The 23,122-nt window shown below is 57.7% G+C and carries 20 protein-coding genes and 1 pseudogene; 5 read left to right on the top strand and 16 right to left on the bottom strand.

Annotation, left to right across the window (positions count from 1 at the left end):
• Positions 1–5: 5 nt before the first annotated feature.
• From QY049_RS15090 to QY049_RS15040, 11 genes are all read right to left on the bottom strand, one after another.
• A complete protein-coding gene (locus tag QY049_RS15090; RefSeq protein ID WP_128955180.1) occupies positions 6–1,463 on the bottom strand; it encodes an NAD-dependent succinate-semialdehyde dehydrogenase in 1,458 nt (485 codons plus the stop codon).
• The gene (locus QY049_RS15085) at positions 1,460–2,044 is read right to left on the bottom strand and encodes a thiamine pyrophosphate-dependent enzyme (RefSeq protein WP_128929626.1); all 585 of its coding nucleotides are present in this window, start codon (positions 2,042–2,044) and stop codon (positions 1,460–1,462) included. Before QY049_RS15085 ends, QY049_RS15090 begins: the two co-directional genes overlap by 4 nt.
• Before the next feature lie 11 nt (positions 2,045–2,055).
• Entirely contained in the window at positions 2,056–2,571 is a 516-nt protein-coding gene (locus QY049_RS15080; RefSeq protein WP_164933841.1) for a thiamine pyrophosphate-binding protein, read from the bottom strand.
• 243 nt (positions 2,572–2,814) lie between these two features.
• Positions 2,815–4,233 carry an amidase gene (locus QY049_RS15075; protein WP_128929628.1) on the bottom strand — a complete coding sequence of 473 codons (1,419 nt, stop codon included), beginning with the start codon at positions 4,231–4,233 and terminating at the stop codon, positions 2,815–2,817.
• Positions 4,234–4,304: 71 nt separating this feature from the next.
• Positions 4,305–5,681 carry an FAD-binding oxidoreductase gene (locus tag QY049_RS15070; protein ID WP_237866328.1) on the bottom strand — a complete coding sequence of 459 codons (1,377 nt, stop codon included), beginning with the start codon at positions 5,679–5,681 and terminating at the stop codon, positions 4,305–4,307.
• 220 nt (positions 5,682–5,901) lie between these two features.
• Complete coding sequence (locus QY049_RS15065) at positions 5,902–7,065, bottom strand: FAD-binding oxidoreductase (RefSeq protein ID WP_128955182.1); 1,164 nt, start codon at positions 7,063–7,065, stop codon at positions 5,902–5,904.
• Positions 7,066–7,142: 77 nt separating this feature from the next.
• Complete coding sequence (locus QY049_RS15060; RefSeq protein ID WP_128929630.1) at positions 7,143–7,547, bottom strand: biotin/lipoyl-containing protein; 405 nt, start codon at positions 7,545–7,547, stop codon at positions 7,143–7,145.
• Complete coding sequence (locus QY049_RS15055) at positions 7,544–7,714, bottom strand: biotin carboxylase N-terminal domain-containing protein (protein ID WP_164933826.1); 171 nt, start codon at positions 7,712–7,714, stop codon at positions 7,544–7,546. Before QY049_RS15055 ends, QY049_RS15060 begins: the two co-directional genes overlap by 4 nt.
• Before the next feature lie 4 nt (positions 7,715–7,718).
• Complete coding sequence (locus QY049_RS15050) at positions 7,719–8,132, bottom strand: biotin/lipoyl-containing protein (protein ID WP_128929632.1); 414 nt, start codon at positions 8,130–8,132, stop codon at positions 7,719–7,721.
• A 205-nt stretch (positions 8,133–8,337) separates the two neighbouring features.
• A complete protein-coding gene (locus tag QY049_RS15045) occupies positions 8,338–9,843 on the bottom strand; it encodes an argininosuccinate lyase (protein ID WP_128929633.1) in 1,506 nt (501 codons plus the stop codon).
• 242 nt (positions 9,844–10,085) lie between these two features.
• Positions 10,086–11,378 (bottom strand): aminotransferase class I/II-fold pyridoxal phosphate-dependent enzyme, encoded by a 1,293-nt coding sequence (locus QY049_RS15040; protein WP_128929634.1) that lies wholly within the window; start codon positions 11,376–11,378, stop codon positions 10,086–10,088.
• An 848-nt stretch (positions 11,379–12,226) separates the two neighbouring features.
• On the opposite strand from QY049_RS15040, the gene QY049_RS15035 reads away from it, so the two are divergent.
• From QY049_RS15035 to QY049_RS15025, 3 genes and pseudogenes are all read left to right on the top strand, one after another.
• Positions 12,227–12,553: a hypothetical protein gene (locus QY049_RS15035; RefSeq protein WP_128929635.1), complete on the top strand. Its 327-nt coding sequence runs from the start codon at positions 12,227–12,229 to the stop codon at positions 12,551–12,553.
• 187 nt (positions 12,554–12,740) lie between these two features.
• The gene (locus tag QY049_RS15030; protein WP_164933840.1) at positions 12,741–13,055 is read left to right on the top strand and encodes an extracellular solute-binding protein; all 315 of its coding nucleotides are present in this window, start codon (positions 12,741–12,743) and stop codon (positions 13,053–13,055) included.
• Between the two features lie 272 nt (positions 13,056–13,327).
• Positions 13,328–14,327: pseudogene (locus tag QY049_RS15025) on the top strand (asparaginase).
• 521 nt (positions 14,328–14,848) lie between these two features.
• Here QY049_RS15025 and QY049_RS15020 read toward each other — a convergent pair.
• The 5 genes from QY049_RS15020 to QY049_RS15000 form a co-directional block, all read right to left on the bottom strand.
• Positions 14,849–15,577, bottom strand: coding sequence for a bifunctional 2-polyprenyl-6-hydroxyphenol methylase/3-demethylubiquinol 3-O-methyltransferase UbiG (locus tag QY049_RS15020; protein WP_128929638.1), 729 nt, complete (start codon positions 15,575–15,577; stop codon positions 14,849–14,851).
• Positions 15,578–16,374: 797 nt separating this feature from the next.
• Positions 16,375–17,304 carry an alpha/beta hydrolase gene (locus tag QY049_RS15015; protein WP_206733167.1) on the bottom strand — a complete coding sequence of 310 codons (930 nt, stop codon included), beginning with the start codon at positions 17,302–17,304 and terminating at the stop codon, positions 16,375–16,377.
• Positions 17,301–18,641 (bottom strand): MFS transporter, encoded by a 1,341-nt coding sequence (locus QY049_RS15010; protein ID WP_164933839.1) that lies wholly within the window; start codon positions 18,639–18,641, stop codon positions 17,301–17,303. Before QY049_RS15010 ends, QY049_RS15015 begins: the two co-directional genes overlap by 4 nt.
• Positions 18,642–18,755: 114 nt before the next feature.
• Entirely contained in the window at positions 18,756–20,378 is a 1,623-nt protein-coding gene (locus QY049_RS15005; protein WP_128929640.1) for an FAD-dependent monooxygenase, read from the bottom strand.
• Between the two features lie 42 nt (positions 20,379–20,420).
• Positions 20,421–21,113: a GntR family transcriptional regulator gene (locus QY049_RS15000; protein WP_128929641.1), complete on the bottom strand. Its 693-nt coding sequence runs from the start codon at positions 21,111–21,113 to the stop codon at positions 20,421–20,423.
• Positions 21,114–21,206: 93 nt separating this feature from the next.
• Here QY049_RS15000 and QY049_RS14995 point away from each other — a divergent pair, with 93 nt between their 5' ends.
• Positions 21,207–21,986: an SDR family oxidoreductase gene (locus QY049_RS14995; protein WP_128929642.1), complete on the top strand. Its 780-nt coding sequence runs from the start codon at positions 21,207–21,209 to the stop codon at positions 21,984–21,986.
• Positions 21,987–22,013: 27 nt separating this feature from the next.
• Complete coding sequence (locus tag QY049_RS14990; RefSeq protein WP_128955087.1) at positions 22,014–22,958, top strand: VOC family protein; 945 nt, start codon at positions 22,014–22,016, stop codon at positions 22,956–22,958.
• Positions 22,959–23,122: the final 164 nt, after the last annotated feature.

Raw genomic sequence — 23,122 nt, 5'->3', positions numbered from 1 at the left:
CCGCTCTAACGATGCGCAGGAACTGAGTTGCGGGGCGGTCCCGCCAGGAATGAAATGCTGCGTACAATCGTGTAGTTCAACAACCCCTCAGCCCCACCCTCACGCGCATACCCCGAGTCCTTTGTTCCCCCAAAAGGCGTCTCCGGCAGCGATGACGTGAAGTGATTGATCGCAAGGTTTCCGACCTGCATGTGGTCGGCGATGTAGCCGGCGTAGTCAGCCGAATGAGTCATCGCGTAACCCGCAAGCCCATAGGGCAGTTCGTTGGCGCGCTTGATCGCGTCTGGCAGCGAAGTAACCGAATTTACGAGTGCGACTGGGCCAAACGGTTCTTCCTTCATAATACGCGCATCCGCGGGCACGTCGGCCAATACCGTAAGAGGCCAATAGTAGCCGTTATTCTTGATGCGCTCCCCACCGGCAACAAGCCTGGCACCTTTCGCGATCGCCTCGCTGACGAGTTCCTGTATCGCAGCAAGGCGCCGTGAATTGGCTACGGGCCCCATCTGCGTGGCCGGATCGAGGCCATTGCCGACCTCAATTTTTCGAGCCGCCTCGCCCATGTTGTTGACAAACTCTCCATAAATGGAGTCGTGGACGAACCAGCGTGTCGGTGATGTACAGATTTGGCCCGAGTTGCTGGCTTTAGCGGCAACCGACCTGCTCGCTGAATCGAGCGGATCGACATCGTCACAAATTATGACCGGCGCATGCCCGCCCAATTCCATAATGCAGGGCTTCATATGCATTCCGGCTTGCGCGGCAAGTCCCTTGCCAACTGGAACGGAGCCAGTAAACGCAACCAGTCTGATTGACGGGTGTCCTATCAAATAGCGCGAGATATCTGCGGGAATGCCGAATACCAAATTCAACACGCCATCTGGCAGTCCGGCTTTCACAAAGGCTTCCGCCAGATGCACGGCAGCCGCCGGTGTTTCCTCAGAAGCTTTCAGGACGAGACTGCAGCCTGCCGATAGCGCACCGCCAACCTTCCGGGCGACTGAACTTAAGGGATAGTTCCAAGGACTAAAGGCCGCTACAGGGCCAATCGGATAGAGTTGCACGGTGTTTCGATACCCGGGCTCGGACGGAATGGTCCTGCCGTAAAGTCGGCGTCCTTCTTCCGCATCCCATTCCAACACCTGACATGCCCGCCGAACTTCGGTCTGCGCGTCGCGTAGCGGCTTGCCTTGCTCCAGAGTGATATCGCGGGCCACCACATCGGCATTCGCACGCAGGTTCGCCGCGGCTTGACGAATTATCTCGGATCGCCGGGCCGCTGAGGTCAGTGACCAAACGTTGAAGCCGTTCGTTGCAGCATCGACGGCAGCGGCAAGATCGGCCTCCCTTGCCATAGGAACGATCCCCAGCACGGCTTCGTTTGCGGGGTTCAATATCGGAGCGCCGTTACGTTCGATCCATTTTCCACCGATAAACAGCCTTATTGGGGTGTGCCCAGTCATCGGGTCACTCCGAGGAATTTTCGTGTGTCGGCCACCACTTTTGCCGGACTACGCTTACGCCACGGCGCGCGCTGACCTGGCGGACGGTTTTCGATTTCTGGGTGGATCTTATTCCAGACGAAGACGGGCCCGTCCTTCGCCAGGATTTCTGGCAGGGCGGCAGTATATGTGGCTAGATCATCGAAAAAATAAGTGCGATTGATGCCACATCCGCGAGCCACAAGGTCATAAGCAACGTTCTTCGCGTTCGGTACGGGCTGTCCACCAGTTGTGGCATAGCATTCGTTGTCCATCAAGAAGTAGTAGTAGTTTCGAGGCGCCTTTTCGGCGATCGTTGTCAAGATGCTGAGGTTCATTAGTAGATCGCCCTCAGAATCGAAAACGACTACCGGCTTCTCAGGTTGGGCCAATGCGAGCCCAAAACTAAAGCCGGCATGACCGCCCATGGAAGGATCACCGACTGGAAGGTCCGCACCTCCTTCGCTGATGTCCAACCAATATTGACCCGAGCGACCCGAGACGACGAGCGCATTCCTGCGATGAGGTGCGAAAGCGTGGACAAGATCTTTTGTGTAAATCATCGACCCGCGCCTCAATTAAAACCGTGAAATTCGTCGGCGATCAGTACGACGACTGGGCGCTGAGTTAGTTCAGACTCGGTGAAAGCGAGCGAGATGCGATCGGCGTCCGCATTACTTTCCACCATGTAGAACTTGATTCCGAAAGCGAGCAGGAAGCGTTCTGTATATTCGGCCGCGCTATCGTGATTGACGCCGTGCCGCGTGTAACCGCGGTAACCAACCAAGAAGACGACCGGAACGTTCAGATTGAGCAGCCAGCCGCGCATGGAATCTCCCGATTCCATCATGCCGGTATTCTGCACCAACACGATCGGCTTTGCTCCTCCTGCGAAAAGTCCGGCCGCTATTGAGCAGGCATGCCCTTCGCGGGCGACGCCGACCAAGCTCAGCGATTGCTCCTCCTGCATTTTCAAGAACAGCCAGTTCGTCTCGCTATCTGGCAGCCAAACAACATGCGACACGCCGTTTTGCTTCATTTGCGCAACGACCGATTCGGGACTCAGTGCCGCGGCTTGCTCGTCACTCATCATCGTCCTCTTTTCGCCGGCCGCCATGGGAGCGAGGGCCCGCGGCCCAATTTGTATCCGAGACGTTAATTTAGGATACGATTAAAGGGCCTCCGGCACATTCGTGTCAACCTGAATGTGACGAAATCGTAATTTCCGAATGGAATCCTCATTTTCAGAAAGCCACGAACAATGCCCGAAACTCGGCAAGCCCCCCAAAAGGGCTCGGTCTGCGACAAGTCATTGGGGGGATCGCGAACGGTTTCATATGTATCCGGGAGGGATTGCTACGGCGCCCCCTCGTTCGCGGTCAAACGCTTGCGCAATCCGGAAGGCCGTTGCATCACCAAAACGGCGGACGGTAATTTGCAGACCTACCGGCATAAGGGCTGCGAGCCCCATGGGTATCGATATAGCGGCCAAGTCCATTAGATTGGCTATACGGGCGAGGAGACCAAAAGGTGCGGTTTGCTCGTGCGCCCCCTCGATCTCTGGAGTCACGATCGGAGCCGAGGGCAAGAGAAACGCTGCTGCGCCTTCCAGATAACGATCGAATTCCACCTGCATTTCGCGGCGGGTTGTAAGCAGGCCGAAATAGTCCCTCGCGCTGATGCCACTGCTTTTGCGCATTCGCTGCGCTATCAAACGATCAACTCGACTGTCGAGCCCCTCGATGTATTGCGATAGCCCATTCCAGCCTTCGGTCCCCGTGATACCGGATGCGTGAGCCGCATATTCTTCGTGACTCCGAGGCATGGGACGCACATCTATGTGAGCGCCTAGTCTCTTGAGGTCGCCCAGTGCCTTATGGAAAAGGTCCATAATTCGGGGGTCGACGAATTTGAGCTGAGAGTCAGTTGGCGCTCGCAAGATCAAGCCCTCGACGCCAGCCGTTAACTCGCCAAGAGGATTTATGCGCCCAATTCCGTAGGTCGAGGGATCCTGGGGATCCCGCCCTTGCAAGGCATCGAGTACCAACGCGGCATCCCGGATGCTGCGGGCCAACGGACCCACAGTGTCAAATGTCGGCGCCAATGGAAAGACGCCGCCCCGGCCGACCAAGCCGAGCGTACTCTTGTGGCCAACAATTCCACAAAGCGATGCGGGGGTACGAATTGAGCCGCCGGTATCGGTCCCGAGCGCAACCGGCACGAGCCCCGCCGCGACCGCGACTCCCGATCCGCTGGATGATCCGCCGGGTACTCTCGCAACCGAGGTATCCCAGGGATTCACCGGCGTACCGCAGACGGGATTGCACCCCCAACCACCAAAAGCGAATTCAACGGTGTGCGTTTTCCCGATGAGAACCATTCCTCGATCGAGGAGGCGCTGAACAGCGTGGGCTGTGTTCTCCGCAGGGGTCGATGCGGTCGCAAGCGATCCGGCCCGGGTCGGTCTCCCCTTGACATCAAATAGATCTTTGACCGCGAAAGGTATCCCGTCCAGCATATGCAAAGCGTTGCCGCCCGCACGCCGTGCATCGGCGGTCTTGGCAGCTACGCGAGCCGAATCCGCGTAGATTGCGACGAAGGCATGGAGCTGCGGGTCGAACTTCGCAATCCGCGCCAGAAAACGCTCCGTGATCTCGAGCGACGTGACCTGCTTGGTGGCCAATGCGCGCGAAAGCTCCCCGATCGTAGCGAACGCGACGTCACCAAGGGGCAATGTATGGCTGTCACTCATCGGAGTTCCCAACTAGTCCAACGCTAGGCGCGTATCTCTCAAGCAATGCATCAATCGGTCGGGCGCAGACATCAAAGCAGCCCCGCGCCCACCGAGCCCAGATCAGGGATCAACGAAGGATCCGTGAACCTGTCCATTGTGAAGACAGCCGATCCGGGCAACGGCTTATCCGCAACCCATGCGGCCGTTTGCTCTCCGACAGCGCAAGCCATCATCGTGCCAAAGCCGGAAAGACCGACGCACATATAGGAGCCTTCCGGTCCCATGGGCCCGACCAGCGGCCAATTGTCGTGGGTCCGCGTATACCAGCCGCTATAATGATGCAGACCGCGCGTCAGCCGTCCGATATAGGTCCTGAGTCCGGGGTTGAGCCTCGAAGCCCCTCGAAGCACAATTTCGGGAAAGCGGTCGTCCAGCGGAACGTCCCAGGTCGCGTTTACCTGCGCCCTCTCGTTGTAGGCCCATCCGAGCCGTAGCCAGCTGCCGCCGTCTCCTCCGTCGGGACGGCAATGAATTGCGCCGGTCATTGGTTGTGTGAGCCAGGCAGTGTCTGCACTGGCCCGAAGCAGGCTAGCTTCTTCTTCCGTCCAATTGATCATTTGATCATCGAGGTCGATCGAAAACGGCATGTCCCGAGGAATGACCTTGTGAACATCCTCGAAGGCGATTTTCTGCTGCATCACATTGAATAGGGGCAACTCGACGTCGAGCATGGCGGCAATGTCGTTCGCAAAGGGACCCGCACAGTAAATTAGCTTGACCGCTCGGAGAGTCTTAGAGGTCCCCTCGTCCTTAAAAGCGATAGTAAACCCGCCTTCTCGCTCCGCCTTAATGCCGTCGACCATGCCCTGCATGCGGTGCGCGCCGACGCTGCCCGTGTATTCCAGCATGAAGGCTCCCATCTGCTGCCCCGAAATGTCGCCGGCTTGGCGTACATGCAGGATTGTTCGCAGGTCGCGATCATAATTGGGAAACAGCGATTGGATCAGCTCGGGATTGCGAAGCAGATCGAAGCCTCGTGGCGCCAGCGTCCAGTCAGCGTCTGCGGGTCGTTGATAACTGCGGCTCGTGGTACCCTCATGGATCCGTACCTGCTCATCGAATTCCGCACCCAAGCTGAAGCGCAATCCCTCGATCAGCTCGGAGGCATCTGTCTTTCGCGACGCCAAGACATATCCGCGTCGAGTCATGTTCAGCCGATTGCCCGACTCTCGCGCGATGTCTTCCATGAGCTGGATGGAACGATCAGAGAGACGAACCATCAGTGGATGGGTCCACCAATTTCGATAATTCTCGCCAGACTGAGCGGACGTGAAGGCCATCGGAGGGCCTTGGTCGATGAGCGCGATATCAGTGATGCCGTGGTGTTTGGCCAGATAGTAGGCGACCGCGATACCAATCGTACCGGACCCGATGATAGCGACCTCGGCGCTTTTCACGCTCGCCATATTTTGCATCCCTTCTATTGTTTTTGGATACATTTTATATTGCCACACCGCAACTGATTTCGCATCGCCGATCGCGTTTTACGGAAGGGTTCCAAAGCGCCGTTTCGAGGTCACACGGTCCGTGGCGCGTGGCGCCTCAAGGAGAACGGCCTCGCGGTCACATCGGAAGGTCTTGGAAGGCAAAGCTCCCAAATCCCACAGGCAGGGGAAAGCGTTGAAACTATATGATGCCGCGCTCGGGCAGAGGGGCGTCGTCGATCAGTCGCTGCCAACCGAAACGAGTTAAATCCAGCGTTTCGTATCGTCCCTTCAGGATAAGTTCGGAAATCGCCAGACCACAGCCGGGCGCATGCATCAGGCCGTGACCTGAGAAGCCCGCCAGCATGTGGAAATTGCCCAGACCATCGGCCCCCGGCCCGATGATGACATTGCCGTCGAAGTCGTTCTGATCATAGAGACCCGGCAAAGTTGAACGGCATTTCGTCCGTTCGAACTGCGGGAAACGGTGCGCCAATGCTGGCCACACAACTGATTCGAAATAGTCGTAGTCGACCTCGAAATTATAGCCCCGCGGTTCCGCGAGCGTCGGAACACCGCCTGAATAGCCGGCGCCTTCGGGACGGAAAGCTAATCTTTCGGGGTCTTTGAGGTAAGGCAGCGGCTCGATGGGTTCTTGCGTTTCGAAGTAATGTTCGAAACGCCGCAGCGGGGTGATTGGAACATCGAACCCCAGTTGCTTGCAGATTTCCTTTGCCCACGCTCCTGCGCAATTGATGAATTGATCCGCTTCAATCTGAGCGCCGGATGCCACTCGGGCATGCGTTACAGCATGAGCGGCGCGGTCCATCCCCACCACATCGTCGGCAAGATATTTGACGCCGAGAGATTGCGATTTCTTACGAAAACCCATCAGCACACTATGCGGATCCAGCCAGCCGTCATCGGGAGAATGGACGCCGGCGCCAAGGTCCGAAACGTTCATCGAAGGGAATTTCTCTTTCAGACCGTCCGGCGTCAGCCATACGACATTGCAACCTTGATCTCGTTGAGCGTCGTAATTTTGACGCAACATCCCCGTCGCACTAAGGGGCACGATGAAGAGGTAGCCATTTTTCTTAAAGCCGATCTCGGCATCCACGCCTTCGATCGCCATCGTCTTCGGAAATGACTCAAAGAAGGGGATTGAGAAATTTGAAAGCTGGATATTCTCGGAAAGCGCGAAAAGACGTCGGACGCCACCAGACGCCCGTGGCGTCGAGGCTATCGCATAGGTCGGATCGCGCTCTATCACTATGACATCTGAAGCCGGCGCCATGAGCTTGAGAAAATAGGCAGCCGCGGAACCGATGGCTCCGCCCCCAATAATTGCGACATCATATTTCATTTTCCTACCTGCCCGAGTAGAGTAGATGGTGTGATACTATGCCAACGCCGTGCGCCGATGCCGTTCGTAGATGCCGCCTACTCCACGTCTACCGGAAGGATCTCGAACAAGGGCGCGCCGTAACTAACCGCGGCGCCTTCTTCGATAAGAATTGTGACCAACCGCCCCCGCTGCGGCGTTCTGATCGGGATTAGAATCAAATCATCCTGTAGGTAGCCGAGGATATCATCCGAGTTTAAAGACGAGCCCATCGGCACCGCCGCTGAAGCCGCCGCGGGATGCCTTGGTAAGAATCTTCCCGGCCCAACCGCGCGAACAACAATATTTGCCGTAGCCGGCGGCGCCGCTCGCACCTTCTCGTCGGTCGTCGCCGCAAGCTCAATGTTTATAAACTCGCCGCCTTCCTCATATTCCAGCCGGATCAAGCCATGGCGCCTCATGATGGCAGTCAATTGCGGAATGTAATCGCAAAGACCCGTCATGATGCCACCGCAGAAGTGGCTCTCTTCAGCCTCAGCCCAGCGGCCAACCAATTCTTCAGAAACCGGATGTCCGCGCTGCCGGCTTTGAACGCTTCAATGGCACCGCAGGCGCGCTCCATTCTAACGGCTATTTCCCCACGGTTGGCGATCAGCACCTTGTCAAACATTTGCTCACTCGAGAACGAGAAGAGTGTCACCCGCGCAAACCACCTGGCCGTCGTCGGGTAGGATTGCTCGCACCGTCCCCGCTCTGTCAGCTTCGACACGGAACAGTGTTTTCATGGACTCTACGACAGCAACGATCTGCCCCTTGGTGATTGTCTGCCCTACTTCAACCGCAGGAGAACCACCCTGGACATCCGAGCGATAAAACACTCCGTCGGTCAAAGCTCGTATCTTATGACCTTCTTGATTCGAACCGAGACTGTCAGCTTTTTGCAGTGACAGCGGCGCGCTGGTGAAAGCGGATGTCACTTCAGCGGCGGCGATCAGCAGCAGCCGAATGTCCCCTCTTTTCAGCTCAATCTTCTGCAAATTGAGCTCAGCCGCCTTCCGGCAAAAAACTTCGATCTGCTTCAGGTCCATGAAGGCCGCGGTCTCCCGAAGAACGAACTAATCGGCAACCGAAGACGGGGCTGACAGCATCAAACTGCGCCGGGCCGTTTGCGCCGATCGCGAGACAATGAGCACGACGCCCATAACAGTCAAGCACAATGTATTCTATTGCGGCCCTTTTGGATACATCATCATGTTGCGATAGATGCTGGCCGGACATATCGACCACCCAATGTTACTCAAGGATGGCATTCACGGCTTCATCAAGAGCTTTAGCGGCGCGTTCGCGAACACAACGCAGCTTTTCCTGCTGCTCCGCATCTCTGGTCTGGCTCTCGCGAGCGAGCTTTATCTGCGCGCACACATTGGCGGGCGCCGGGCTGCCGTAAGTCGAACGTCGGCCAACGAAAGCGAGTGGACTAAGGCTTTCCCGAAACAGTTGGGGGTCAAGGCTTGGTGCAGGAAAACCGAGCTGATTTGCTGCTGCATCCAAGTCGGCACTTGTCACCGTGTTTGGCATCATTCCGCAATTGAAACAGTGCGCCACGAATCCGGCGACCAATTCATGCGCTTTACGCCACCCCAACGCAGTCTCGCGCGCTATGGCCGCAGCAAGGTCCGTTGCGGTGCACCAGTTGGCACCCGCCAAATAGCTCATTCTCGCGACATCAAAGCGCACATCGCCCACAAGGCGCGACAGAGTATCCAGTCGTGCGGGAATCATTTCACCAATGGCCTTGAGCTGACTGTCCGTATTGACCCGCTCCATGGTGGTAAAACCAGTAGGTCCGCGTTCGGACATGCTTACAGCCAGGAAGGCCGATGATGCTTGCGTCGCCAAACTCTTGATGTCCTCCAGCCCATCAGGATTTTTCTTCTGCGGCATGATCGAGCTAGTACCACACAGATAATCCGGCAATTCGACATAGCCATATTCAAATGTCGACCATAACTGCAGATCATCGGCCAAGCGAGCGAGCGAATGCGTTAAACCTGCCATGAGACCGGCATATTCGATCTCCATGTCGTGGCTGATGATCGCATCGAAAGTGTTGGGCAAGGGCCCATCGAAGCCGAGGAGCTCTGACGAGCGCCGACGATCGATCGGAAAATCGCTCCCAGTCATGATGGCAGCGCCAGCAGGCGACTGATTGATGCGAGCATGAGCTTCTTGATATCGCTGCTGATGCCGGGCTGCGACCAGTTCAAACATCAGAGCCCAATGCGCCAGTGTTGTTGGCTGGGCGTGCTGGCCATGCGTGTTGCCCGCCATGACGGTCTCGATGTGTTTCGACGCCAATTCTATGAGAGAATGGCGCAGCTTCATCATGCCATCCAAGGCTGAACAGATCTGAGCCGCAAACGCCCTCCTTCGAGAAACGGCATTCAGATCTCCCGAACTGCGCCCGGTGGCGATCTGCCCACCAATTTCACTGCCATAAAGCTTTGTTAGATATCGTTCGCCCGCGTGCAGGCCCGAGTTCATCTTAGAATGAACATTTAGAACACCTTCTGCCTCCATCTGTCGCAGGCCGGCTAGAAGTTGCTGTCCGATTTTACGCTTAATTGCGCCCCCTTCGGTTAGCGCAACTAGATGGGCCTTGTCGAACGCATGAATATGCGGAGCCGTTATCGCATCGAACCGAGACTTGTAGTTGTCAAGATAATCTAGAGGAACTTGCTTCAAACGCGCTCCGGGGTTGGCGGCGCTGCGATAAGTTTGCGGAGCGTGGGTTTCCATTTAAGGATCTGCCTTAGCTTCGGGCCCGAACGAGCCGGTTTGCCGGCCACCGACACAACCAAGCAAGCCTGATGTATGCATATTAATTATACTGTATCCAGTCGCGCTGCCTGTCAATAACATGACACTGGGCGTGGCCGATAGCCTCCGGCGAAGCGGACGAAAAATCGATGGCGAGGTGGCCGCTGAGGTGACGGGTCAGAAGACAAATGGCTTGAGACGAGTTGTGCTGCGTGTTCACTTCAGTCATTGTCATTGATGCCAAGCTGCTTCTCGACTGCCGCCAGCAGAATTGAGATTGCAATTGCCTCAGCTGCAATCCGCACGTCTTCCAACGATGCAAAACTTGGCGCAATGCGGATATTGCTGTCCTTGGGATCATGCCCGTTTGGAAAAGTCGATCCTGCTGCAGTGAGAGAGATTCCCGCGTCGCCCGCCAGCCTGACAGCTCGTTGCGCTGCGCCTGCAATAGTATCGACGCTGATGAAATAACCGCCCTCAGGCCGAGTCCAGACGGCAGCACCTTTGCCTGCGAGACGTCTTTCGAACGCTTGGAGCACTGCGGAAAACTTGGGAGCAAGAATAGCGCGGTGTCTTTTCATGTGTCGTGTCACGCCCCCTGCGTCCTTGAGGAAACGCGCGTGACGAAGTTGATTAAGCTTGTCTTGACCAGCTCCACGCCGCTTGGCGCAGTCAAGAAACCAACGAACGTTCGCGGGAGAAGCTGCGAAGAAGCCGATACCGGCTGTGGCGAAGGTAATCTTTGAGGTAGACCAGAACATAAGCGGTCGATCCGCATTCCCGGCGGCCGCGCAAGCAGGCAAGATCCGTTTAGCTGGCTTGCTGTTATCGGCTAAGTGATGGACGACATACGCATCGTCCCAGAAGAGCCGAAAATCTGTGGCCGCAGCCTCCATCGCAGCCAGTCGATCAATTACTTCATCGGACCATATTTCGCCCGTCGGATTGGCATAAGTCGGCACGCACCACATGCCCTTCACACGTGGATCCCGCACATGATGCTCCACCACCTTCATGTCTGGCCCCTTGGGCGTGACAGGGACCGGAATCAGATCGATGCCATACTCGATGCACATGTTATGATGCAGTTCATAACCAGGCACGGGGCTAAGGAACGCGATTCTTCCCTGTTTCATCCAAGGGGTCGCAATTGCTGTCACACCCTTTAGAAGAGCCCACACAATTACATCATGCATGATCGCAAGGCTGGAGTTACCTCCTACCACGACTTGCTCCACTGGAACGTCTAGGATGGGAGCGAATATGCGGCGGAGTTCGACAAGTCCCTTCGGATCGCCCCCGTAATTTCGTGCATCGTCCCCAGCTTCCGTGATCCAATCATCGGGTTTCGGTAGCGAAAGCAGTTCGTTCGACAGATCGAGCTGCTCTTCTCCCGGGCGCCCGCGCGCGATGTTCAGCTTCAATTTGCGCGCGCGAATAGCATCGTATTCCGCCCTCACGTGGCGGAGCATCTGCTGAAGTTCGTCGGCGCTCATCTCGGCAAGCCGCATCATGATCCTCTCTCGCACCTGGCGAAGATGAGGCCTGTGGGACGATCCGATCCCGAGGTCTTGCATCATCGCACGTACGGCTTAGCTCTTCGCACTAATGCCATTTCGACGCCTGAGCCGATCTACTGCTCGCCTCTTGGCCATCATCGCGTGGTCTCATCCAGTTGCAGGCGAAACCCAGATCGCGCGTCACCACCAACATGGTCACGCGCTTGTTCCTCCGCATGGTCCATCCGTCGCCTCAGGCCAAAACGCAGCACTTCTGGTCGTGGCGGAGACACGGAGTTTCGGGAAGCACCCAGTTGCTCCAGCCGGCCCACAGCCGCCGCATCTTGCCGGAATTCCACCTGGAGGATTCGATCTCAGAAGCTCGGCAAAGCTGTTGATTATACACTTGACGGTGTTTGGATACGAAAATAGCGTCTGGTAGTCAAGCAGCGCTGGCGACCGCGAAGCGGAATGCCAGACTTGCGCGCCAACAGCAAGAAACCCGGAGAAGGTTGGCGATGGCAGCTCCCGTAACACGGCAACTCACAAAAATCTGCGCCTCACGGCGGCACCTTCGTCGCACTGCCCAAGCAGCTTTGGGAAGAAGCGATTTACCGCGCGACCCCTTCTCTTGCCGCGGTCTCCGCTTGGCTTCTGCTGGTCGTGCGCTCTGTGATGCTTATCGCTCACGTGACCGCAACGAGAGCCAACGCGACAGTGGTAAGGGCAATCAGGAATTCTAGGAACGCCATGAACAGAAGGACGTTTTTAAAATGGACGGCGCGCGCAACTGCCTCGTTGGCCGCGCCCACAGTCTGGAGTCCGGCGCACAGACATTATACGTTGCGGATACCGGAGGAGCGATGACTGAAGTCAATCGTGAGCTTCTCTATGGGCCATTTGAGAAAGCCACAGGAATCCAGGTCGTCCCCGTAATCCGTAGCGCTAGTCCGACCACCCAGATCAAATCGATGGTAGAGACCAAGAACTACATGTGGGACTGTGTTTTCGGGGCCGGCGCCGATGAGTCGCTGCAGTGGCAGCAGGCGGATTTGCTAGAACCGCTCAACGTGAGTGGCGAATTCGTCGATCAGATTCCCGAGGAGATGCGGCACAATCCAAGCTTTATGCCAGATATATCTCTGCCATTGCTCTGGTATGCCTTCCCTCTGCCACCAAGAAGGAGCTGACGTCTTTCGCCGACATGTGGGACTTTTCGATCCCAGGAGCTCGTTCACTTCGCAATGGCGGCCGCGACGACAGCGAAGTTGCCTTGCGGGCTGACGGGGTGCCCGGAGGCGAGGAGATCTACAAGGTTCTTGAGACTGACGACGGCTGGAAGCGCGCCTTCAACAAACTCGACAAGATCAGAAGATAGTGACTTGGTGGACGACTCCGCCACAAGGCGCTCAGCTGTTCCACAGTGGCGAGATCGATATTATGCCAACTTTTTCGAACCGGGCCTATCAATTGATCGCGCAAGGGGATGGGCTGGCGATTTGCTGGAATCAGGCATTTTACAACTCTTATGGCTGGGTCATCCCGAAAGGTAATCCCAAAGCCGAGCTGACTCGACGTCTCATCGTTTTCTCGCTGGAACCAGAGAGTCAGGCAGCTCGTTGCGCCAAGATCGGTGCCGGACCGTCTAATGTGAACGCATATCAGTTTATGAGCAAAGACGTCAGTCGATAATGTCCACCTATCCTGACAATCTGAAGCAAATGGTGCCGGTCGACAACGAATCTTGGAGCAAGAACCTTGCCGAAGGCGAGGAACGATTCAGGCAGTGGATACTCCAGTGAGCTGGCGTAACTTCGGAGCAGGCTCTTACAGGCCGGCAGTGCCGAAGGGCGTCAGAAGAGTGACCATGGTTCAGAAGGCATGGACGCAGCTACCCTGGCTTGGACCCTCCACAATCATCGGAGAAAAAGCATCCCTTTCCCCCGCAAACAGCTGAGGCGAGCATGTCACTACCATTAGTATATGTATTGACGACTGGCGGCACGATCGCGGGCAAGGGCGACTCGTCGGTTCGCCCTGCCGACTACGAGGTCGGTCTTCTTACCGGCAATGACCTCGTTCAGGCCATCCCCGAACTCGCTCAGTTAGCGGACACACGGGTCATCGAGATTGCGAACATTGGCAGTCAAGACATTTCGTTCGGTCATTGGAAAAAGTTAGCTGAGACTGCAAACGGTCTTCTCAGTTCTAAAGAAGAGAACATTGCGGGCATTGTGGTTACCCACGGAACCGATACCCTGGAGGAGACAGCCTACTTTCTGAATTTAACGATGAAATCGGACAAGCCGGTGGTCCTGGTCGGATCGCAGCGTCCCCCAACTGCAATGAGTACGGATGGACCCTACAATCTCTACAGTGCAGTTCGCGTTGCCATTCAGCCAGAGGCGGCAGGCAAGGGAACTCTGGTGGTCATGAACGAGCAGATCAACGCTGCTCGCGAGGTTGTCAAGACCAGCACCTTCCGGCTAGAGGCCTTTAAGTCGGGAGACTTTGGCCTTCTAGGCTATGTCGATACGGATAGGATTGTTTTCTATCGGGCACCTGTCCGTCGTCATGGCAACAACTCTGAATTTGATATCAAGAACATCAACGAGTTGCCGACGGTGCATATTGTTTACTCCTACGCCGATGCACCGGGAACACCGATCCGGGATGCTCTCGCTTCGGGCGCGAAAGGAGTTGTCATTGCCGGCGCGGGTGCCGGGACCCTATCCCAAAATGAGAAGGCGGCCGTCGCGGCTTATCGTAAGACAGGTGGTGAAGCCATCATCATGCGTTCCAGCCGCACTGAACGGGCGCGTCATTGAACGCGACCACTACCTAGAGCTTGGCGTCCTCAACGCAGACAATTTAAGTCCGCAAAAGGCTCGCATCCTCCTTGCGTTGGCCCTAACCAGGACCAACAAGCCGCATGAGATAAAGCGAATCTTCTCCGAGTATTGACCGACATGGACGAGTGCGCATGTCCTAGATGGCTACCTTGTCCCTCTGCGACGCGCCAGTGCGCTCATCGGATGAAGGGGACGGGTGGTGCATCATTCATGAGGGTGCTGAGACGTTCCTTGAAGCAGGCAACGTCGCACGGCACTTCTGGCGGTCATCTCAACGACCAGCATTCCCGACCACCCGCTTCATTCCAAGCCGACGGCGCAACAGCCCAATATTAGGAGGCATCCGCGCATGCTTCGCATCCCAAACGGCTTTCTCGCCATCCCAAATCCTGGGCGAGAGGCATCCCCGGCGACGGGGGTCTTTCTGTTGTGGCTTCGCGAGGTCCTGGCCGAGAGTTCTTTGGCCGCAGTCGAAAATCGCTGAAAGACCCGACCCGCCGGCTGGTCCGCCTGGTCAATATGGCGATATCTGCATAATGCGCATGGCCAAGGGCTTTGAGAAGATTACTGATTGACTCGATGCAGTCATTGACAACAAGCGCGCCGAACGACCCGAACAATTGACTTTGGGTGCTACCGTTGCGCGGAAACCAGAAGCATCATCGGTCGCTCCAACTCTTCTTCCAGCTCTGGCGTTTGTGTGATCTGCTCGGGGGACGGGGCAAACTCTTCGACGGCTAAGATCCGGAAGCCAGCACGGATCAAGGTGTTAAGCGTCGTGCCGATGGTCCGGTGATATTTGATTACGCCTTTCGCAAACCAGTCAGTCTGGCGCTCACCCTCGATCGAATAGCAATTGACTGGCCAAGTCTTGCGCCCGTCCTCGTCGGCGATCCAATGCGGATGGACCGCTGCCATAAAGATCGGATGCTCGATGGTGAATACGATATGCCCGCCGGGCGTGAGCGCTTGGTGGACCATGCGCGCGAGACGGCTGAAGTCCCTGATATAGTGAAAGGTGAGTGCACTATAAGCGAGATCGAAGGCTGCCGGCGGCAACTCCACTGTCTCCAGGTCTGCAATCCGGTATTTAATTTCTGGATCGTTGGTATCCGCCTTTGCCCGGCTGATCATGTTTTCGGAGAGGTCCAGGCCGAGCACCGAGTTTGCGCCTTGCTTGCGCATCCAGCGCGACGTCCAACCAAGGCCGCACCCCAAATCGAGGACGCGCTTGCCGAAAATCGCTGGCAAAATCGCGCGTATGGAGGGCCATTCAGGCGCACCGTCCAGACCGCGAATTTGTCTCGGAAGCTGGCTGTAACCGGCGAAGAAATCGGGATTGTCGTAGATATTCTGTGCCATGGTGTTCTCTTGTCCGGCGTAATGGGATTCGGATCATACGACAGACCGAGATTCCTTTTGTTCCCCTTTCGTCGCGTTTACGGCGCGAATTGGTTTCAACCAATTCTCACTATTTGGGGCAGTGGCGGCGGCGAGCTTCCCCTTGAACCCAGCGATGCGGGGCTCAATCTAGACCTAGGGGATGCAGCCGACACTCTGCACGCCCAAAGCGGCTGGAAGAAACGTCGGATGATGCCGGGATTATTGGGCGTCAAAAAGAACAGAGCGACTTGGAGACTCTAGACCCCATCCCGGACGCTCTATTGCCCGTCGCCAATGAGGTTTGGCAAAAGCAAAATCTGTCTCGCCTTCTCATTGCTGACTTTGTCGCCCCGGAAACGGGAGAGGTCTGCCTTACGTAAATGACGCGGTTCAAACGCTTCCAACCATTCTGCCGCCTGACATCACTCCGGAGTATTACCGTCGTCTCCAAGGGCCGCTCAACAGGAACTATCAGGACAACCGAGGCACGGCTCGTATTACTCTTCATAGCGCAAGTGTTACTCAGTAAGGCTCTAGGTAAGCCGCTTGGAAAGAGAGCTCTGGTGGGCATCACCAAAGGACCGGGTATCTCAACAGAGCGCCGTCAATTCAGATGAAGCTTGCTTTGGACTACGTGGTCATAGAGCGCTTTCGTGGAGCGGCCTGGAAGTCGCCGCCCCGTTCGCTTTCGGCTTCGCAATTCAGCGATGGCCCCCCTGACATCGCAATGCGGGACTGAGGCCGGCGTTCGGATCCGAATTGCAGTTCTCCATGGATCATTGGACTCTCGGCAGAGACTTCGCGAAATCGAGCACCCGTCCGCTTACGCTGGTATCCACCGTATTGTACGAGCTGAATTGAGAGATATGCCCATGGCCCAACAACCGGAGTAGCAGGGGGCAATGGGACGCCCGCAGCGCCAAGGTGGCGAATAGTTCTCCGGCTTGCACCTGCATCGGAACCGGATCGTATTCCGCGTAGGTGATCAAGGTCGGCACGTCCGGGGCATCTATCAGACGGGTCGTCGACATCTCCAAATATCGGGCAGTCTCCTCGCCGAAATAGGCCTGATTGCGCAGGTCGGGAGAAGGTATACCGAAAGCCGCAGCCGCGACGCGTTCGAGAGCGACGTTGTAAGACCCGGACTGCAGAACCACGCCGGCCGCTCGGAGAGGTCGCCCCTTGTGGAAGGTGGAGACGAAGGAAGCGAGAGCGACGTGCGCGGCTCCCGCCGATTCTCCGAGCAGACATATTCGTCTCGGATCTCCTCCATGATCTTGCGCATTCTCCTGGGCCCACCTCAAGGCAGCAATCACGTCGCGTGCCCCAGACGGCCACTTGCATTCCGGGGCAAGGCCATAGTTCGCGATGAAGGCCGTGACCCCGTTGCGGGCAAAGAAGTAACCCACATTGCTCCTATCGGACTTGTCGCCGCGACTGTAGCCGCCACCGTGGAAGAACAGCACCACAGGCACCGAACCCGATGTCGCAACCGGCCGATAGACGTCCAACGACTGCCTGGTCCCGTTTCCGTAGCGGATGTTGGGAATGACGTCGACTCCGTCGGTCGGCTGGTGAGCCAGGATGTCTGCGTAGATCCGCGCGGTTCCGGGCGGATCTATCACCGGCCCCAAGGCTCTTATTCTTTCTGCTATCTCGTTCGGCGGCGAAGACATCCAGCGATTGTTTTCGAATGGAGCGGTCATGCCTCCCCCTTTGCCCTTTCATCCAAAGTCCAGCCTCCGAACCTCTGCCGGCAGGCGTACGTCAGCACGCCAGCTATCAGGACGCCGAATACGAGAGGCAACGCGGCGGTTTCGAAGAAAGCGGTACCGGAGAGTTGCTTGGACATCAGGAAGCCTCCGAACAGAGGGCCTCCGATCGCTCCGAGGCGGCCGATCGCCATTCCCCACCCGACGCAGTTCGACCGGATGGTGGTTGGATATAACATTCCGAAAGCCGAGTTGATCGCGGATTGGGTACCGGCAACGCATATGCCGGTCACAAGAACCAACCACGGCAGGACTCCGCGATCGACGAACGGCTGGCCGATGAGCGCCATCGAGGGGATCGCGACGATGTAGAAAGCGACGATGACGAGAAAACCATAGCGATTGAACCCCACCGTAAGCATGAAGCTTCCGATCAATCCTCCGAGACCGAACAGGGTCGCCGTGAGCGCGGCGGCTTCGGGTGAAAGTCCGATGTCACGCAAGACCGTCGGAGCCCAGCTCGCCATCAGAAGGGTCGTGAACAAATTGACCACCGCGAGTAGCCAGAGGAGCGGTGTGATGATGTGCATGCCGTTTCGAAGCGGCACGAGCGGGGACAAGGCTCCCCTCGAGCCCGTGGACTTCAAGGCGAAAACCGCGTCGTCCGGAAGGTGGCCCCTCGGGTCGAGAGCCCTGGCGATCCTGAGAAGCTCCGCTCGCTTCGATGGAACGAGCGACAGGTACTTGATGGACTCGGGCAGTACGAAAACGAGCACCGTCGCCAGCACCACCGGAGCGGCGCCTCCTATATGGAAAAGTACTTCCCAGCCGTAGCGGGAGACCAGATACGCGGCGACGAGGCCGGGTACTATGCCTCCGATCTGCACGCCGAGCTGTACGACTATGAGGAAGGCACCGCGGACGCGGCGTGGAATGAACTCCGATACGAGCGCGGTCGCGTTAGGGATGATCCCGGCAAGGCCGACTCCCGCGACGAAACGAAGAGCGCAGAACTGCGCGACGGAAGCGGCCAGCACGGTCGAGCACGTGGCTAGGCCGAAAAGCAATGTCGACAGAACGATCAGAGGCTTCCTGCCAAAACGGTCGCCGAGATAGCCGGCTATCGGAGTGCCGATCAGCATTCCGACCAGGCTGGAGCTCAGGATGACGCCCATCGCGCTCCGATCGAAGTTCAATATCTTGATGATCTCGGGGGCGGCATAGCCCATTACGACAAGATCGAAACCATCTGCGATCGTGACCAGCAGTGGCCAAAGCACGACATTGAGGTGGAAGGCGCCGATCGATCGGCCTTCCACGAATTCGTCCAAGTCGATCCTGCGGCCGTCCGGTCGGCTATCGACCGGAGCGGACCCATCGAACGGAACGACGACTTGTCCTCCGATTCCCATATTCCCTCCCGCTTTTTCGTTCGTTTTGGTTCGTCAAGCTCCGCGCACCCGGTCGATCACAGCCGTCGGATCCTCCGGTGGAGCGTTTCCGTGCCATGCGATGTGCTGGTCGGGCCTGACCAGAACGAGTTTGGATTGGTAGGGCTGGCCAGGAGCGGGACAACGGACCACCGACAGCGGGAGCCTCCGCAGCTTCGCGGCCTCGAGCAACGCCTCGAGAGGTTCTCCGCTTTCGAAATCGACAAGGGTGTAGTCTCGACCCAACAGATCGTAGAAGCCGCGTCCGGGCGACGGCCAGAAGTGGGGCGAACGCGCTCCCGGAAAGTCGGCGGGCTTGTAGTTGCTCCATGTGTCCGGAGGCGCGGCAGTGCCATTGGCACAAACGATGGGGGAGGATTCGTACCGCTCGCCCAACTGCAGTCCGGACGTGTCGTATTCGTCGAGATCGTCTACGACCACGAAATCCCCGAACGTCTTCCGGGCACGCGCACCGGCCTCGCCTTCATCCTCGATGGTCGGCGGGATCAGCCACTTGCCTTTCCGTTTCGAGCAGTGGATGCCGATCTTCGAGTTCCTCAAACCGATGGATCTCCGCTCGGCCTCGTACGAATCCAGGAGGTTGGGACCGGCCCACCCCGAGTATGCTGCCGCAAGCTTCCAAGTCAGGTTCAGGACATCTCCGATGCCCGTGTTCATGCCGAAGCCACCTAGAGGTGTGTAGAGGTGCGCCGCGTCGCCAACGAGGAAAGCGGGACCTGCCCGGTATGCCGCGGCAACCAAAGACAAACCGCCGGTCCACGGCCCCTCCGCGAGGATTTCGTACGGAAGGTCTTTGCCGAATATCGACCGCATCACCTCGTCGCTGCGGACCTGCTCCCAGCCGAGGCCTTCCGGAACCTGATAATGAATGATCCAGCGCTCGCGGCCGTCCTGGGCAAAAACGAACGCGCGGAGGTCGTGATTTATGATCCAGGTGATGGTCGCCGGCGCACGCCTGCTCTCCTCCAGCAGAGTCGGGGCCCGAACGAAATACGTGATCATGGTGCCGGAGACGAACGCATTGTCGATGCGCCCGTCGTCGCCCGCCATGGAAATGTTGAAGTGACGACGAACCGGACTCCGAGCCCCATCGGCACCGATGACGTACCGAGACCGGATTCGTTTGCGCACTCCCGTGCGCACGTCTTCGACCGTTGCGATCGGAGCGCCGTCCTCCCCACCGAGCGCGACCAGGCGTGTACCGAAGCGCACGTCGACCGACTCCGAGGCCTCGGCATGTCGGCGCAGCAGCGGCTCCAGAAAGAGCTGGGAGATGGACAGGCCGGACTCCGGTCCGAGCTGCCCTTCACTAAGGCGCGTCTTCAGCAGATCGATGTTACCGAATTCGTGGCCGCAGAAGCGCGTGACGAAGGCTACGCGCGGATGCATTTTGGCAAGCGGCGCCGCCGCGCGAACTTCCTCCGCCAGTCCGAGACGACGGAAATGCTCCATAGTGCGTGCATTCACGAAATTGCAGCGGGGCTGGGTCGCCGTCTCGAGGTTTTCCGTAATCAGAATGCAAGGTACCCCCCTCTGCGCGAGATCGATCGCGGATGTCAGCCCGACGGGTCCTCCGCCTACGATAAGAACGAACGTTTCCTCGAAATCGCCTGTCATTTCCTCTCTCTTCGGCTTCTTGTTTGTTTTTAGGAACGCTGCCTAGCAAGGCGTTCGCGTCACGACACCGGGCTGGGCTTTTCCCTGCAACAGCAGTTGCTGCCGGCAGAGTTCGGCGGTCTCGCTGAAGTGTCGTGTCAGCAGGACGACCGCCTCGTCCGGACGGTGCGCGAGCACCGCGTCGGCGATCATCTTGTGGTCGGCGGTGCGGGCTCCGCCGACGTGTGCGGCGCGAGACATGAACCGATACCTGTCGGCGCTGTCGAACAACTGATCGCAATACGCCAGAATGCGCGGCGCGCGGCACGCGGAGAGAAGCGTGGCGTGGAAGACACGATGCGCGCGCTCCCATTCCGGGTCAACGGAAGCCGGCGTAAACGGAATGCGGGACAGCCGGTGCCATGAGAGCAGGACCTGCTCCTCCCACTCGGCCCCACCGTACTCGAACGATTTTCTGAGAGCGAACTCGTTGAGCACGATCCTGGTCTGCAAGAGGTCGTCCAAATCCTCGATGCTCAACGGCGCGACGGAAAAGCCGCGCTGGTCGGAATGCATGATGAGGCCGTCTTTGGCCGCCCGGGTCAGAGCCTCGCGCATCGGAGCTGCGCTGACCCCATAACGTTCGCACAGCGAGCGGATCTTCAGCTTTTGGCCGAAGGAAAACATCCCTCCGATCACGTCCATACGGAGCTTCTGGTAGGCGGCCGTTGCGAGCGTCTCTGATGCGTCCGACAAACTACCCCTCCTGAAATAGAAATTTCTTGCCTTGACGTATGATAATCTTTATTTAAGTCGGGCAAGTCAAATAATATATTGTTTGGAGCCGAAATGGACCTCGGTTTGGCGGCTAAACGGGCCCTCGTATGCGCGTCCTCTAAGGGGTTGGGTTTTGCATGCGCGACTTCGCTCGCCCGCGAGGGCTGCGAAATCACACTGAACGGCCGGGATGAGGAGCGCCTTCGCCTGGCCGCAAAGTCCATCGAGGCCCTCGCGGGTAAGCCAGTGGCGTTCGTCCAGGCGGACATCGCGGAAGAATCGGGTCGCCAAACGGTTATCGAGGCCTGTCCCGAACCCGACATCCTCATCAACAACAATCACGGGCCGGCGCCCGGAAATTTCCTCGAGTTCGGCCGCACGGAGTGGTTGGAGGCGATCGAGCAGAACATGCTCGCGCCCCTTCACTTCGTAAAAACCTTTCTTCCTGGAATGCGGGACCGGAAGTTCGGGCGGATCATCAATATCACGTCTGCCATGGTGAAGGCGCCGCATCCCAAGATGGAACTCTCGTCAGGCGCGCGCGCCGGGCTCACGGCGGCCTGCAAGTCGCTTGCCCGGCAATACGCCGCCTACAACGTCACCATCAACAACATGCTGCCCGAGCGCATCGATACCGATCGTCAGCGCTTCATGGCGGAAAGGATGATGTCGGAGCTGGGAATATCGCTTGAAGAGGCACGCACCAGGATCGCCGACTCGCTTCCGGCGAAGCGATTCGGAAAGCCAGAAGAATTCGGGGATGCCTGTGCCTACCTCTGCAGCGTACAGGCGGGCTTCATCACCGGCCAGAATCTTCAACTGGACGGCGGCTCCTACCCCGGCCTGATTTGAACGAAAACCAATACAAGGGAGGACTTGATGGCGATACCGCGACCCGTATTTCGTCCACCGTTCAACATGACCCGAGCAAGCCATGTCGTGCTCGCGGTGAAAGACCTGAAAGAGAGCAAGCGCTTCTACGTCGACGCGCTCGGATTCGTAGTCAGCAGCGAAGACGAAAACCGCCTCTACCTCCGAGGACTCGAAGAAGGTTGCCATCATTCCCTCGTTCTGGAACAGGGCGGCAAGCCGAGCGCGCAACACATTGGCTTTCGCGTTCTGACCGAAGAGGATTTGGATGCTGCAGAAGCTTTCTTCCGGGATCTAGGTCATCGTCCGACCTGGGTCGAGGTACCTCATCAGGCTCGTACGCTGCGTGTTTCCGACGCCGCGGGTGTTCCTCTCGATATTTGCGCCTCCATGGAAACGAGGCCTCGTCTGATCTTGCAATCCAGCCGTTTTAGCGGCGCCTGTCCGCAGCGGCTCGACCATTTTCAGATTTTGACACCACACGTGGACCGGGCGCTCGAATTCTACACTCGTCTCGGATTCAGACTGTCGGAGTACATTACGCAGGACGGATCGGAAGAACCGAGCTTCGTTTTCCTGCAGAGAAAGGGCAATCCGCACGACATAGTGTTCGCCCCAGGTCCGGGCCCAGGACCTCTCCTTCATCACGCCGCCTTCACCATCCCGGAGACCTACCATCTCATGTTCATCTGCGATCTGCTCGCCGAGATGGGCTTCGGTAGGTCGGTGGAGTACGGCCCGGCGCGCCATTTCGCTCCCGGATATGCCCGCTTCGTTTATCTCCGCGACCCGGACGGACACCGCATCGAACTGTTCAACACTCACTACCAGACGATCGACATCGAGGACGAACCGCTCAAATGGGAGATGGCGAAGGTATTGGCCGGTGGATGGGGCCCCCCTCCTCCCCAATCGTGGATGACCGAGGCAGCTCCGTTCGGCGCGGCAGAATAGTCCGGCCAAACTGGCTGCGGCAGAGGGCCACCGGCTATTCCGAATAGTACCTCTAGAAGAGGCGCACCCGGGTGGAATTCAGGACTGAAAAGCTAGAGCGACGCGAGGTTAACCATCAGCGCGCCGACTGCCTGCGTCGGGAGCTCGGTGATCAACTTGGAGCC

This window comes from Bradyrhizobium sp. WYCCWR 13022 (assembly GCF_030435535.1).
Classification (GTDB): domain Bacteria; phylum Pseudomonadota; class Alphaproteobacteria; order Rhizobiales; family Xanthobacteraceae; genus Bradyrhizobium.
The sequence above is the reverse complement of the archived record's forward strand: the minus strand, read 5'-3'. Positions and strand labels throughout refer to the sequence as shown.

Bases quoted from the DNA above. Each gene is read 5' to 3' on its own strand.
- QY049_RS15020 (WP_128929638.1), bottom strand. From the start codon at position 15,577: ATGGCACAGAATATCTACGACAATCCCGATTTCTTCGCCGGTTACAGC.
- QY049_RS15055 (WP_164933826.1), bottom strand. From the start codon at position 7,714: ATGTTTGACAAGGTGCTGATCGCCAACCGTGGGGAAATAGCCGTTAGA.
- QY049_RS15035 (WP_128929635.1), top strand. From the start codon at position 12,227: ATGACTGAAGTCAATCGTGAGCTTCTCTATGGGCCATTTGAGAAAGCC.
- QY049_RS15040 (WP_128929634.1), bottom strand. From the start codon at position 11,378: ATGATGCGGCTTGCCGAGATGAGCGCCGACGAACTTCAGCAGATGCTC.
- QY049_RS15015 (WP_206733167.1), bottom strand. From the start codon at position 17,304: ATGACCGCTCCATTCGAAAACAATCGCTGGATGTCTTCGCCGCCGAAC.
- QY049_RS14990 (WP_128955087.1), top strand. From the start codon at position 22,014: ATGGCGATACCGCGACCCGTATTTCGTCCACCGTTCAACATGACCCGA.
- QY049_RS15080 (WP_164933841.1), bottom strand. From the start codon at position 2,571: ATGAGTGACGAGCAAGCCGCGGCACTGAGTCCCGAATCGGTCGTTGCG.
- QY049_RS14995 (WP_128929642.1), top strand. From the start codon at position 21,207: ATGGACCTCGGTTTGGCGGCTAAACGGGCCCTCGTATGCGCGTCCTCT.
- QY049_RS15060 (WP_128929630.1), bottom strand. From the start codon at position 7,547: ATGACGGGTCTTTGCGATTACATTCCGCAATTGACTGCCATCATGAGG.
- QY049_RS15070 (WP_237866328.1), bottom strand. From the start codon at position 5,681: ATGGCGAGCGTGAAAAGCGCCGAGGTCGCTATCATCGGGTCCGGTACG.
- QY049_RS15050 (WP_128929632.1), bottom strand. From the start codon at position 8,132: ATGGACCTGAAGCAGATCGAAGTTTTTTGCCGGAAGGCGGCTGAGCTC.
- QY049_RS15065 (WP_128955182.1), bottom strand. From the start codon at position 7,065: ATGAAATATGATGTCGCAATTATTGGGGGCGGAGCCATCGGTTCCGCG.
- QY049_RS15085 (WP_128929626.1), bottom strand. From the start codon at position 2,044: ATGATTTACACAAAAGATCTTGTCCACGCTTTCGCACCTCATCGCAGG.
- QY049_RS15075 (WP_128929628.1), bottom strand. From the start codon at position 4,233: ATGAGTGACAGCCATACATTGCCCCTTGGTGACGTCGCGTTCGCTACG.
- QY049_RS15090 (WP_128955180.1), bottom strand. From the start codon at position 1,463: ATGACTGGGCACACCCCAATAAGGCTGTTTATCGGTGGAAAATGGATC.
- QY049_RS15005 (WP_128929640.1), bottom strand. From the start codon at position 20,378: ATGACAGGCGATTTCGAGGAAACGTTCGTTCTTATCGTAGGCGGAGGA.
- QY049_RS15045 (WP_128929633.1), bottom strand. From the start codon at position 9,843: ATGGAAACCCACGCTCCGCAAACTTATCGCAGCGCCGCCAACCCCGGA.